The organism is Gordonia sp. UBA7860, from assembly GCF_002500165.1.
Taxonomy (GTDB): domain Bacteria; phylum Actinomycetota; class Actinomycetes; order Mycobacteriales; family Mycobacteriaceae; genus Gordonia; species Gordonia sputi.
In genome coordinates this window covers 1-12,118 of sequence record NZ_DLSO01000022.1, presented here as the reverse complement: position 1 = coordinate 12,118, position 12,118 = coordinate 1, and the positions used below count along the sequence as shown (strand labels likewise).

At 63.2% G+C, this 12,118-nt stretch carries 13 protein-coding genes and 1 pseudogene; 6 read left to right on the top strand and 8 right to left on the bottom strand.

Annotated elements, in window-relative coordinates; translation table 11 throughout:
- Positions 1-80: 80 nt before the first annotated feature.
- Entirely contained in the window at positions 81-794 is a 714-nt protein-coding gene (locus B3T59_RS02950) for a metal-dependent transcriptional regulator (protein ID WP_287001460.1), read from the bottom strand.
- Between the two features lie 26 nt (positions 795-820).
- Entirely contained in the window at positions 821-1,681 is an 861-nt protein-coding gene (locus B3T59_RS02945; protein WP_287001459.1) for a hypothetical protein, read from the bottom strand.
- A gap of 297 nt (positions 1,682-1,978) precedes the next feature.
- Here B3T59_RS02945 and B3T59_RS02940 point away from each other — a divergent pair, with 297 nt between their 5' ends.
- A complete protein-coding gene (locus tag B3T59_RS02940) occupies positions 1,979-2,686 on the top strand; it encodes a phosphatase PAP2 family protein (RefSeq protein WP_082965510.1) in 708 nt (235 codons plus the stop codon).
- Positions 2,687-2,727: 41 nt separating this feature from the next.
- On the top strand, positions 2,728-2,916 hold the full coding sequence (locus B3T59_RS02935) for a hypothetical protein (protein WP_156527446.1): 189 nt from the start codon (positions 2,728-2,730) through the stop codon (positions 2,914-2,916).
- A 35-nt stretch (positions 2,917-2,951) separates the two neighbouring features.
- On the opposite strand, the gene B3T59_RS02930 is transcribed toward B3T59_RS02935, so the two are convergent.
- Positions 2,952-3,704 (bottom strand): ABC transporter permease, encoded by a 753-nt coding sequence (locus B3T59_RS02930; protein ID WP_064904886.1) that lies wholly within the window; start codon positions 3,702-3,704, stop codon positions 2,952-2,954.
- 182 nt (positions 3,705-3,886) lie between these two features.
- Here B3T59_RS02930 and B3T59_RS02925 point away from each other — a divergent pair, with 182 nt between their 5' ends.
- Positions 3,887-5,230 (top strand): ATP-binding protein, encoded by a 1,344-nt coding sequence (locus tag B3T59_RS02925; protein WP_082965509.1) that lies wholly within the window; start codon positions 3,887-3,889, stop codon positions 5,228-5,230.
- 11 nt (positions 5,231-5,241) lie between these two features.
- Here the strand turns inward: B3T59_RS02925 and B3T59_RS02920 are convergent, their stop codons facing one another.
- From B3T59_RS02920 to B3T59_RS02910, 3 genes are all read right to left on the bottom strand, one after another.
- On the bottom strand, positions 5,242-5,922 hold the full coding sequence (locus B3T59_RS02920; protein ID WP_064904896.1) for a response regulator transcription factor: 681 nt from the start codon (positions 5,920-5,922) through the stop codon (positions 5,242-5,244).
- A gap of 360 nt (positions 5,923-6,282) precedes the next feature.
- The gene (locus tag B3T59_RS02915) at positions 6,283-6,687 is read right to left on the bottom strand and encodes an ester cyclase (RefSeq protein WP_064904881.1); all 405 of its coding nucleotides are present in this window, start codon (positions 6,685-6,687) and stop codon (positions 6,283-6,285) included.
- A gap of 52 nt (positions 6,688-6,739) precedes the next feature.
- Positions 6,740-7,531, bottom strand: a complete 792-nt coding sequence (locus tag B3T59_RS02910) for an SDR family NAD(P)-dependent oxidoreductase (RefSeq protein ID WP_251722794.1) — start codon at positions 7,529-7,531, stop codon at positions 6,740-6,742.
- Between the two features lie 87 nt (positions 7,532-7,618).
- Between B3T59_RS02910 and B3T59_RS02905 the strand changes: the two genes are divergently transcribed.
- On the top strand, positions 7,619-8,275 hold the full coding sequence (locus B3T59_RS02905) for a TetR/AcrR family transcriptional regulator (protein WP_172399012.1): 657 nt from the start codon (positions 7,619-7,621) through the stop codon (positions 8,273-8,275).
- On the opposite strand, the gene B3T59_RS02900 is transcribed toward B3T59_RS02905, so the two are convergent.
- On the bottom strand, positions 8,259-8,864 hold the full coding sequence (locus B3T59_RS02900; RefSeq protein WP_064861646.1) for a helix-turn-helix domain-containing protein: 606 nt from the start codon (positions 8,862-8,864) through the stop codon (positions 8,259-8,261). The two genes, B3T59_RS02905 and B3T59_RS02900, sit on opposite strands and share 17 nt — an antisense overlap.
- A 149-nt stretch (positions 8,865-9,013) precedes the next feature.
- Between B3T59_RS02900 and B3T59_RS02895 the strand changes: the two genes are divergently transcribed.
- Entirely contained in the window at positions 9,014-10,453 is a 1,440-nt protein-coding gene (locus tag B3T59_RS02895) for an MFS transporter (protein ID WP_287001458.1), read from the top strand.
- Here the strand turns inward: B3T59_RS02895 and B3T59_RS24560 are convergent.
- Entirely contained in the window at positions 10,392-10,751 is a 360-nt protein-coding gene (locus B3T59_RS24560) for a DUF6602 domain-containing protein (RefSeq protein ID WP_376782673.1), read from the bottom strand. The two genes, B3T59_RS02895 and B3T59_RS24560, sit on opposite strands and share 62 nt — an antisense overlap.
- Before the next feature lie 408 nt (positions 10,752-11,159).
- On the opposite strand from B3T59_RS24560, the pseudogene B3T59_RS02890 reads away from it, so the two are divergent.
- Positions 11,160-11,993 (top strand): annotated as a pseudogene (locus tag B3T59_RS02890) (IS256 family transposase); the annotation flags it as partial.
- Positions 11,994-12,118 lie beyond the last annotated feature (125 nt).

Genomic DNA, 12,118 nt, shown 5'->3' with positions numbered 1-12,118 from the left:
GATGTGGGTGCTGCAGCACACACATCCTTCGATTCGACACACAAGTTGTCGGTCGGGAGAAGGTCGCGCGACCGCGACGATCAGTGGGTCTGTGCGTCCGTGTCCGCGGCGCCGAGCAGCGTGACACGAATCGAGGCCGTCAATTGTGTTGGAAGGTCGACTGATTCGTTACCGGATACGCACACGGCGGCGCCCTGCCTTCTGGCAACGATGGTTGCGCCCGGTTGGATGCCGGCCTCGATCAGACGTGTGACGGCGCATTCGGCGTTGAGTAGATGCTCGGAAAAGGCTTGCACCGATAGTCTGACGGGACCTGCGTCGCGTACAGCTTCGGACAGTGGGAGGCCGGGTAGCAGGATCGGGCTGTCGTGAAAGCCTAGTTGCCAGAGCGCGGGTATCGGATTTCCCCAGGCATCGGTGGTTGGGTACCGCAAGAGGTGCATGAGTTGTATCTCGGTGGCTTCGTCCATGGACAGCTCCCAGCCCGACGCAACTCGGTGAGCCTGTAGGCGAGGCAGGCCGACGACGTCGACGAGCAACCTCTCGGCAAGTCGGTGTCGCCTGGTCAAAGCGACGCCGAGATCGCGCCCCGCCCTGGTGGGAACCACGAGCCGCTCGTCGGCAAAGTCGAGCAATCCTTGATCTCTCATTCTCCGAAGCATCTGGGCGACAGCTGCTTTGCTATTCCCTGTGCGTTCGGCGATGCGTGCGCGACGAACCTCCGCACGATCTTCCTCAAGGTCGAAGATGGTGCGAAGGTAGTTTGCGACGGTCGCCGTAACCTGTGTTGTCATCAGCGAGCATGATGCCGGGGGTGAGCTTAGGAGATCCTGAGTGTGCGCCGGAGCGACCGGGGACGAGGTGCGGAATTGTTGGGGTCGTCGGACCCGGTGCGCCAGAGGAATGCGACGAGGATGGTCGCAAGGACGAGCGATCCGATGGCGACGACACCGTCGCCGAAACCCAGTCCGATCGGTTGCGGCTTGCCGAGCCAATCAGCCACCGAAGCACCAAGCGGGCGGGTGAGCACGTACGCGGTCCAGAAGGCGGCGACGGCATTGAGGCGGAGATACTTCCAGCACACGCCTGGCACAACCATGAGGCATGCGTAGAGCACGATGGAGCCGGCGAATCCCAATCCGAGGAAGAATGCGCTCCAGTCGCCCAACGCCGTTCCGAGTGCGAAGGTCAACAGGACTGTGCCCCAGTAGAAGATCTCTCTGCGGCGCGTGGTGACTTCGTGGATGTCGAGCGTGTGTTCGGTCCGGTACCACAGGGTCATCCACAGTCCGAGTGCGAACGCGTAGCCGAGACTTGTTTCTGTTGTGGACAGTCCGACGACGTGCAGCCCGTCGGCAACGACCGTACCGAACACCGCCACGCCCGCTACCGCGAACCAATAGGTGGGTGCGTGGTAGGCGCGCGACCGTAGCTGTAGCCACAAGCTCATACCCATCCAGACGACGCCCACGACAACGGGAACCGCAAGCCCGAATGTCGTCAGATAGTCCGACATCGCCTCTCCCATACCGGTCGTCACGATCTTGACAACCCAGAACATGACACCGATCGCGGGTACTTTGATGGCCAGTCGCTCGTTCAGGCCGGTACGAATTCGGCTCGGCAACTTCGCTTCGGTAGGCGTCACCGACGCCGAAGCGTCGTGAGAGGACTCTGACATAGAGATTCCTATCGTGGGTTTCCGGAAGTGTGACGCGCTCGCGCGTCATCGCGAAAGCCGCACATACGAAGGGTGATTGAAGGACTCCGCGACTGCGTCGAATCACCGACGCAGTCAACAGTATTGAGGTCGCGGCATGCCTGCGAATCGGACTCAGCGCCGGTTAAGAATCTCAGCGGCCGTTGAGATGGCCCGCGGCTTCGTCGAGCGGCGACGGCTGATGAACCGTGTACTAGATAACTTTTGCACTCAGCGTGACTCAGCATCTCCACAGGGCTGCTGATCAATAGTGACATCATGTCGAGCTACATTCGCGTTTCTGGCGGATCAGCGTTAGTTCTTGCCCTTGCGGGTGCGGGTGTCGCCCTGCGCATCTCGGGCGGCGGCCCACTGCCCATCGACACGACGATTATGTCGGCGACGACAAGACTTCATACGCCTTACCGGACCTTGGTCCTCGACGTCGCGGTGCAGGTTTTCAGCCCGTGTGCGGTTGCCGTCTGGACTGCTCTGGCGGCGATCATTCTGTTGGTGCGCGATGCGAGTGTCCTACGTGCCGTCATGTTGGTTGCCACAGTCGCAAGCGCGGGGGCGCTGTGTGCGACGTTGAAAGTGCTGGCTGCGCGCCCGCGCCCGCCGGTCATAGACCAGGTGGGCGTATTGGAAACCACCTATTCGTTTCCCTCTGGCCACGTGGCTGGGACTGCTGCACTGGTGGTCGCCGTAGCGTCCCTCGGAGCACGGTCGGCGGGCGGTAGTGCTCGCACTGCGTTGTGGGTGTGCGCGATCGTCGCGGTTGTGTTCGTCTGCGCAATGCGCCTGTATCTCGGTGTCCATTGGATCTCAGATGTGGTAGCTGCCGTTGTTGTCGCCTGCGCTGCAACGCTACTCGTGCTCCCCGTCGTCGAAGTGGCCATGGCGGAGTGGACGTCTCGACGTGGCCATTGTCCGAACCAGACGAGGACTTCGCCGAGAGGTGACAACACACACGTCGCGAGCAACTGAAGACCAGGAGGCGGCGAGCAATGGACAACGGATACAGAAGCATGAAGAGGGCTCGACAAGGGCGCAATGCCCTGATCGTGTCGATCCTGCTGGTTCTCGGCGCCGTCGCGGTGATTCTGGCAGTCGACGGTGATGGCATATCCGACGGAGCCTCCGCGGCGCGGCAGGCAGAACACCTGGCTGGTGTATGGGCCACCGAGTATGCGGAGTGGTTTTCTGCCCATCACTGATCGTAGAGGCCGGTGGCATCCCACCTTCGCCTCTGTCAGAGAAGGTCTCGGGAAACCATTTCGACAGTGACCAGTGCGGCGACTGCACTCACAGCCAGCAACGAAATCAAGACGAAGAGTTGCATGATCGCCGCTGCTGTGGTCGAGGCTCCACCGAGAACCATGCCGACGAATGCGCCTGGAATGGTGACGAGGCCAACGGAGCGGGTCTGATCCAGTCCGGGAATCAACGCTGTTGCGGCGGTGGGTCTGATGATCTCCAGTCGGGCATCGCGCGACAAGAATCCCAGTGACAGTGCGGCTTCGACCTCGCCGTGCCGAGTGCGGAGTTCATCATGCGCACGCTTGCCGGCGATCGACGTCGTATTCATCGCACCCCCGAACATGATTCCGGCGGTCGGGATGATCGCGATTCCGGTGGCGGGTAGCACGTCCACAGCAACCAGTGTCACGACGATCAGGATTGTGCTGGCTGATACCGGGACGAGGCACAGGATTGTCTTCCGCACGCCGGCGCGGTGTGCTGACACGCGGCCTGCCGAGGTTGCCGCAGCGGTGATCGCCATGACGACCACGAACACTGCCGATGCCCACAGCGAGTGGATGACGAGCGCCAATACTGCTGCCAAAGCAGCTAATTGGCAGACTGCGCGGATCGCGGCCCGTGCGGTCGCTGCGGCGAGTGCGCGATCGTTGTATCGGTTGACGGCGATCGCGATCACGGCGAGCACCGCGACGGCAATTGCCAGGGCTGGACCGAGATGGACGACGGTGTGGTCAGCGTTCACGAGCGGCTCCGTCTGCCGACTCGGGAGGACCGACACACATGTGGGGCATCCTTGCCTGTGGAAGCTTAGGGGACGCTGAGTAGCGCCATTACGGATACGCACTGCCGACTAGGCTTCAGAGGGTGTATCAGCGTGCAAGGACGATTCTCGGTCGACTTGTCGGCTGGACTCGTCCTGTACGCATGCGCCTCACGCTTCTCGCGACCGGTCTCGTCGCATGCGCGTTGGCAATCGCGGCAGTGGTGATGGTCGAAGCACTGCATCACGTGTTGCTGCGGAGTGCCGATGCCGCCACGTTCGCGCGCGCAGAGCAGATCGCGAGCTCGTTGTCGGCTGAAGGGGTCGGGGGTCTCGACCAGGCACTGCTCGCGAGCGGTCAGAACATTGCGGTCGTACAGATCACCGACGAGTCGGGTGCTCTGAGGTTGGTCAACAAACCCGTCTACTCGCAACCGATGTCGCCTCCGTTGGCCGCCGGGCAGCGGTTGACGATTCACGGCGCGCACGCCACCGACACCGAGCAGGAATTCCAAGCGAGCGCCTACGGGGTCAAGACGCCCGAAGGAGTTTTCACCATCCAGGTCGGCGCGGAGGAGGCGCCCATCAACGCCACCGTTGTCGCACTAGGGATACTGTGCTCCATCGTCTTTCCATTCGTCGTTGTCGGAATGGCCTTCCTCACTTACGTTTTCGTGGGACGCGCGCTGCGCCCCGTCGACGACATCCGCGAACGCGTCGAGGAGATCTCGGGCGGTGACCTCACCCAACGGGTCCCGGTACCCGCAACGGGCGACGAGGTTTCTGCGCTGGCCGTCACCATGAACGAGATGCTCGCCCGTATCGAGGTGTCACGAACGCAGCAGCTGCAATTTGTCAACGATGCGTCACACGAGCTGAACAGTCCACTGACCACACTTGTTGGGCTGCTTGACCTTTCGAGTGTCAAACGCCAGCCCATCGACCCCGCCACGGTCGATTCCGTGATGCTCCCAGACGCTCTGCGCCTGCAACAGATGGTTGCCGATCTCCTGCTCCTTGCCCGGGCAGATGAAAGCGGAGTGCCACTACTTCTCGATGACGTCGATCTCGACGAGATCGTCAGTGCAGAAGTCACCCGACTCGAAGCGATGACCGATCACGTCGTCGACGCACGAATCGTTGCCGCTCGGGTTTGCGGTGATGCAGACAAGCTTGCACGCGCGTTGCGCAACATCGCCGACAATGCTGCCCGTCACGCCTCGAGCCGCCTGTCGGTGACGATGTCGAGAGACGTCGCGGATGCCACGGTCACGATCATGGTTGCCGACGACGGTGACGGTATCCCTCACGACGACAAAGCCCGTGTCACAGAGCGGTTCGTGCGCCTCGACGCCTCGCGGCAGCGCGGATCAGGCGGTTCAGGTCTCGGACTGGCCATTGTCTCGGAGATCGTCCGCGCCCACGGGGGGACCGTGGTGATCACGGACGCCGATGGTGGGGGAGCGGCAGTCGGCTTTCGGATGAGCGTCGAGCAGGGTTTGGACTAGCCTTTACGTGCCTAGCTGCCTCCGTTAGCCGCCAGGCGGTATCCGACCCCGCGCACCGTCTGAATTGCCTTGCACCCGAACGGGGTATCGATTCTCTTGCGGAGATAGCTCACATAGACCTCGACGATGTTCTCGTCGCCGCGATAGTTCACGTCCCAGACGGAGTCGAGAATCTCGGCTCGGGTCACCACCTCACCTTTGTGGCGCATCAGGAACTCCAGCATGCTGAATTCCCTTGGCGTGAGGGTGAGTTCTGTCTCGCCGCGGGCGGCGACGTGGGCTGCCGGGTCGAGAGACAGGGTGCCGGCGGTGAGCACCGCTGGTCGCTCGGGTGCACCACGGCGGGCAAGAGCACGCATGCGCGCGATCAACACGATGAACGAGAACGGCTTGGTCAGATAGTCGTCAGCGCCGAAATCGAAGGCGTCGGCCTGGTCGTACTCGCCGTCCTTGGCCGTCAGCATCAACACGGGTGTCCACACCTGGGAACGCCGTAGCGACCGCACGACCTCGTATCCATTGAGACCCGGCATCATGATGTCGAGCACGATCACATCGAAGCGCTCGGAGGTGGCCTTCTCCAGGCCGAGCGCACCGTCGTGCACGACGTCGACCACCCAGCCCTCGGCCACCATCATCCTGCGGACTGTCTCGGCGACGTTATGGTCGTCGTCGACTACAAGGATGCGCACGCCACCTTCACCGCCCTCTTCTCCGAACACAGTGTGCCCGCTCGTCGCTGTGGAGACACTGAGTGGCCCCGTGGGCCGAGGGGGCTGTAGATGTGTGTCTTACGTGAAGATGTGGGTGCTGCAGCACCCACATCTTTCGACTCGACACACATTTGGCGATCGGGGAGCACCGTCGCGCGACTCGTGCCGCTGGTAGAGGCAGGCTACCGCGGCCTGGTGATGTGCGTGGCGCAGTTCATGTCGCGAATAGCGACGTCGTTTGGAATCGATCGTCGACGCCGGGTCGCAGCGACTGTATCGGCTCTCGTCTTCGAGCGTGATCGGCCGCCTTCGGATGGCGGCTGGGGGGACGAGAAGAATTCAGCTCAATGGGGTCAGCTGGGCTGCGACATCGGCGGTGTCGAGGATGACACGTTCGCTGACCACTTTGCCGTTTTCGTCGAAGTCGACGATGGCGACCATCTCCAGCGCGATCGTGTTGCCCGTGGCAGGCAATCCCGCATAAAGGCCGTCATGCGTGCCGTCGAACCTCACCAACATCGCACCGGTGAGTCCTTCCTGACCCAGCGGCGTGATGGTGGCGCGGAGGTCGCTGAACGCACCGAAGAGCGATTCTTCGCGCGAACGCAATGCGTCGAGTCCGGCCTGGGGTCCGGTGAGGGGCGAGTTGTAGGCGGCGGGTTCTGCCCACAGTGTGAGTACCGCGGCAGGATCGTGGGCGTTCACCGCGGCGGCTGCGGCTACAGCAAAGTCGTGAATGTACATGTGTTGGTACTTCTTTCGTTAGTCGATCGTTGGTGGAACCTGGGCATTTGCTTCAGGGGCGTACGGACCGTTCGGCCGCCGCGATGGCGACCCTGGCGGGCAGTCGGGTACTCAGGGCGGCGACTGCGGCGTTGGAGAATCCGTCGACGACATCGGGTCGGTGGCGACGCAAGGCGCGCAACGCCGTGTCCACCACGTCGTCGGGAGTGCGTCGCCGCCCCACGGATGCGGCCTCGCCGACGATGTCGAAGAATTCTGTATCTGTGGCACCTGGACATACGGCGATGACGCGGACGCCGGTCGACTTGGTCTCTGCCCACAGCGCCCTGGTGAAGGAAAGGACGAACGCCTTCGTCGCGCCGTAGACCGCCATGTGGGGGATTGGCTGGAACGCCGCGGTACTGGCGATGTTGATCACCGTGCCGCTGCCTCTGGCCGTCATCGCCGGCAGGAACAACGTGGTGAGTTCGGCGAGGGTGGTTACGTTCAGTTGGATCTGGGAGACGATGTCGACTGAGTTGGCCGTCACCAGATCCCCGTGGGCGCCGACTCCCGCATTGTTCACCAGGACGTCGACACTCAGGCCCTGTGCGACAACGTCATTGAACAATGTGGTCCCGGCGCCGGGGCGGGACAGATCACCGGAGATCACGCGCACATCGGTGCCGTGCGATGCGTGTAGTTCCTTGGCGAGCGTGCTCAGCACATCGGTGCGGCGAGCGACCAAGACCAGTCGCGCGCCGTGGGCGGATGCGCGCTGGGCAAAAACGCGCCCGATCCCGGATGACGCGCCGGTGACGAGCACCGTCTTTTCGCGCAACAGTGCGTCTGCGAAGTCGGACATGGATTCTCCTTCAATAAATAAACCGACTGGACGGTATTGCAAATGTATGATTAACTATTGGAGCTGAATGTGCAAGAAGGGGTACCGATGACGAACAGACAGTCAGGCAGGACTGTGGGACGACCTGCGGGACCGACGGCCAAGGGGGCGAGTACCCGAGCGCACATCGTCGATTCGGCAGCGACGGTCTTCGCCGACCTGGGCTACGACAACGCACGGATGTCAGTACTGGTCGACGCCACCGGCCTCACCAAGGGAGCCGTCTATTTTCATTTCGACAGCAAGGAGTCGCTGGCGCTGGCGGTTCTGGAGGACAAGAACCGTGAGTGGGTCAGCAAAGTGCGCAGCGCCTTGTCGAGCGTCCCCGCAGGTCGTCGTCTGGAGGCGCTGCTGCCGACGATGCTCACCATTCACCGAGACGACCCGACGGTGTGGGCGGTGTCGAAACTGACCCGTAACCTCACCGACCTGGGGCAGGACAGTCCGGTTCGTCGACGGGTGGCCGAGGTGAACCAGGAATGGGTCGATCTTGTCGGCGCAGTAGTCGGCGAAGCCCAGGAGCGCGGGGAGGTGCGGGCCGATCTCGACTCGGTGAGCGTCGCCATCGCCTTGATCGGCGCCTTCGACGGACTGAAAGCGTTGCATGACACGCTGACCGAGGACGGTACCGAGCCGTTTGCGTCGGGTGCGCAAGCGCTCGGTGCGATGGTGGTTGCGGGCCTGGCGCCTACGGGTGGTGCGTGAGTCCTTCAGACCACCGCACCGGCTGGTCACCGTGCGGTCCGAACAAGTGCAGGATCTCGACGGTTGAGTTGTCCGCCGGGCCAAACCAGTGGGGTTCTGCGGTATCGAATTCGGCGACCTCGCCCGCCGTGAGTATCTCGTCGCGCTCTGCGACGATGACGCGCAGCGTCCCGGCCAGGACGTAGAGCCATTCGTAGCCCGGATGGGTGACGAGCTTCGGTGCGCGAGCGGAGAGTACCTGCTTGAACACCTGAATCCGTCCCGGATAGCCGGTCAGGGGGATGACGACGCTGCCGGTGTCGTGTCGGAAGGGCGTCAGGTGCACCCGCGGATCGCCGCTGGGCGGTGGGGCGATGAGTTGGTCCAGTGAGACGCGGTAGACCCCGGCCAGCGGGATGAGCAGGTCCAGCGTCGGCCGTCGCTTGCCGACCTCGAGACGTGACAACGTGCTGGCAGTGAGTCCGGCGTCGTTCGCGACCGTTTCCAGAGAGAGCCGGCGTTGCTGTCGGAGCCTGCGCAACCGTGGCCCGATGGCGTCCAGGATCGCGGTGACATCGGCATCGGGTGTCGGCGGTGCGTCACGGTTCACCGCTCAAGTGTGACGGCCTGTGTGTGACACGGCCGGATTGTTTGCGGTTTCTGCAAGAACGCTGGGGATCGCTGATGTGGCCCGTGCACACTCACGTCGTTCTGTTCACGCATCCAGGCCACGAGACAGTGGTCCAAGGGGGTTCGCCTGTGTCCACTGCCGAGTCCGATGTCCTCAGCGCATCCAGACGCCGGTTGGTGCTCGTGGTGTGCGCGTCGAGTCTGTTCCTCGTAGGGCTCGACACCGCGATCGTCAATGTTGCTCTGCCATCTATTGGAGACGGTCTGGCGATCGGCGCCCGCGGACTGGAGTGGGTCGTCGACGCCTACACGATCGTGTTCGCGAGCCTGTTGATCACCTCGGGTGCCATCGCCGACCGATTCGGTCGTCGTCGGGTGTTCCTGATCGGGCTGATCGGGTTCGGTGTGACATCGCTGTTGTGCGCGCTGGCACCGAACGCGGGTGTGCTGATCGCGGCCCGTGCGCTGCAGGGGGTGGCAGCGTCGATGCTGAGTCCGGTCGCGTTGGCCATCGTCGTGGCGGCGACGCCGGATCCGCGCGAACGGGCCAGGGCGATCGGCGTGTGGGCGTCGGTATTCGGACTGAGCATGGCCGCCGGGCCCGTGCTCGGTGGCGTGCTGCTCCACAACTTCGAGTGGCGGTCGGTGTTCTGGATCAACGTACCGCTGGTGCTCGTAGCCCTGGTCGCTGTGCTGACGGTGGTGCCGGAGTCGCACGGTGTGCGGACACGGCGTCTCGATCCAGCCGGTCAGCTCCTGCTGATTGCCCTGCTCGCGCTCGGCGTCGGCGCACTCATCGAAGGGCCGCATGTCGGGTGGACCGCGCCGGCGATGCTGGCGATCTATGCGGGTCTCGTCGTTGTGGCGGGTGTCTTCATCGGTGTGGAGACACGCCGCTCCGCGCCGCTGATCGACCTCTCGGCATTCGGTCAACCCGAGTTCACCGCGGCCGTCCTCGGGGCCTTGGCCGTATTTGTCTCGATCTCGATGACCCTGTTGTTCACCACGTTCTACCTCCAGGTGGGACGCGGCTGGGCGCCCATGGCAACGGGCCTGGCCGTCCTTCCCATAGCCGCGGGGGCGACGGTCTGTGCACCACTCTCCGGCCGGATGGTCGCTTCGAGGGGCCCGCGCAGGCCGCTGTTCATCGCTGGTGGCTTCATGGCCGCCGGTGGTTTGCTCGCTTGGATGTCCACCGGGTCATTGGTCGGTGACGGTGGCGTGTCGGTTCTGCTGCTGCTGGTGGCGTACGCGTTGTTCGGGATCGGTATCGGTTTCGCGAACGCGCCCATCACCAACACCGCGGTGAGCAGTCTCCCGGCCGAGCGGGCCGGTGTGGCCGGCGGCATCACGTCGACCGCCCGGCAGGTCGGTGCCGCCGTCGGGATCGCCGTGGCCGGAGGATTGCTCGGCTCGGCGTTGACACCGGCGAGCGATGTCAGATCGGCCGAGCTTTCCGGGGTGCTGGCCCCGGGATGGCTCATCGTCGCCGCCTGCGGTGTCGGCCTCATCCTGCTGGCCACTGCCGCAACAACAAGCGCAGGGAAGCGCTCGACGCCATCACTCTGACGACGTTGGAACTGCTGCACCGATGTCGATAACCTGGACGTAGAACCATCACGTCTACTTCAGGTGATGCAGTCTTGTCGGTGAACAACACCCGTCCCTTGGTGGCCACGGTGTACCCGGTCGGCAGCCACTGACGAAGTGGGGACGCCCAGTTCTCCTCACCTTCATCGGCCCGCAGTCCCGGGGTCCTCCGTCGCGCGGGTAAAGATGCGGTCGTACTCGTCGGCCATCCCTGCCTGATCCTGACGGAAAACTGCTTGAGCTCATGAACTTGTCCTACGGCGTCATCGGCGGGCATCGGTCCATATTGGCGCTGCCCTCGCTATCCGCGACCGCTACGTGCCAACTGAGTTCGTCGCCAGCCAGCGTAGCGACCACCGATCGACCGGCGTGAGTCTCAACACTTGTCTGCCGGAGCAACCAGCAGCTGCTGCCGCGCGCGGTGAAAGTCTGGACTGGTGACCTGGGCAAACAGCGAATTTCTGGACTGGGATTGGGTGGAAAGTCTGGACTCGCTTGCCAAACAGCTTCGACCTGCAGTTTCGGGTAGCCGTGGTTCGGGTACGTCCCCTGGAGTGGTGGGGTTTCGGACGTCAGCCAATGCAGGACACCTGTCCACGGCGTGTCGTGACGGCTGGAGGTGGGCCATCGCGTAGTGGTCAATGAGTTACCTACCAAAGTGACTCACATTAAGGACACACACGCGATTAGCCACGACCATTCTGGCCTGCTCCCCAGCTCGATGCACTCACCTCCGCCGATTCCGGCGCGGCGTTCGCTGAACTGGTGCGTGCCGGCCTGCAGGCGCTGATCGAAGCCGAGGACACCGAGAAGATTGGGGCCGGCCGCTACGTGCGTTCCGCGGAACGCTCCACCCACCGCAACGGCCACCGCACCAACTCGGTATCCACCCCAGCCGGTGATGTGTCGGTGAAGATTTCCAAACTGCGCTCAGGATCGTTCTTCCCTGTGCTGCTCGAACGACGCCGCCGCATCGACAAAGCCCTGCACCCGCTCGGTCGATGACCTGGTCAAAGCACTTGGCGGGGACACCGGGATCTCCAAGTCTGAGGTGTCACGCATCTGTGGGGACCTCGATGTGGAGATCAAACGGTTCCGGGAACGCTCATTGGCCCACACGACGTTCCCGTACGTCTTCGCTGATGCCACCTGCTGCAAGGCCCGGGTCGCGGCGCACGTAGTCTCTCAGGCCCTGGTAGTGGCCACCGGGGTGTCGATAGACGGCTCCCGGGAGGTGCTCGGCGCTGTCGGCGATTCGGAGTCGTTCGAGTTCTGGCGCGAGTTCTTCGCGACACTCAAAGCGCGTGGTCTCAGTGGGGTGGCTTTGGTGATCTCTGACGCCCACGCTGGTCTGAAAGCTGCTGCAGCTCAACAATTCACGAACGCCGCGGGGCAACGATGCCGGGTGCGTTTCATGCACAACCTACACGGGGCGGTCTCGGCGAAACAAGCACCGGTGGTGACCGCGGCGGTCAAGACGATCTTCGCTCACACCGAACCCGAGGCCATCGCCGCTAAGCCTCGATCCACCGATTTGTACCTGTCCGGGGGATGAGGGATAGACGAAATGCCCTGTCTGAGTGACAGAATGGGACTTGCTCAGGGTTCCATCGGTACACGCAGAAGGGCATCTCGTAGATGCGA

Coding starts and splice junctions, on each gene's coding strand:
- B3T59_RS02950 (WP_287001460.1), bottom strand. CDS start 794: ATGACAACACAGGTTACGGCGACCGTCGCAAACTACCTTCGCACCATC.
- B3T59_RS02945 (WP_287001459.1), bottom strand. CDS start 1,681: ATGTCAGAGTCCTCTCACGACGCTTCGGCGTCGGTGACGCCTACCGAA.
- B3T59_RS02940 (WP_082965510.1), top strand. CDS start 1,979: ATGTCGAGCTACATTCGCGTTTCTGGCGGATCAGCGTTAGTTCTTGCC.
- B3T59_RS02935 (WP_156527446.1), top strand. CDS start 2,728: ATGAAGAGGGCTCGACAAGGGCGCAATGCCCTGATCGTGTCGATCCTG.
- B3T59_RS02925 (WP_082965509.1), top strand. CDS start 3,887: ATGCGCCTCACGCTTCTCGCGACCGGTCTCGTCGCATGCGCGTTGGCA.
- B3T59_RS02915 (WP_064904881.1), bottom strand. CDS start 6,687: ATGTACATTCACGACTTTGCTGTAGCCGCAGCCGCCGCGGTGAACGCC.
- B3T59_RS02910 (WP_251722794.1), bottom strand. CDS start 7,531: ATGTCCGACTTCGCAGACGCACTGTTGCGCGAAAAGACGGTGCTCGTC.
- B3T59_RS02905 (WP_172399012.1), top strand. CDS start 7,619: ATGACGAACAGACAGTCAGGCAGGACTGTGGGACGACCTGCGGGACCG.
- B3T59_RS24560 (WP_376782673.1), bottom strand. CDS start 10,751: ATGCCCGCCGATGACGCCGTAGGACAAGTTCATGAGCTCAAGCAGTTT.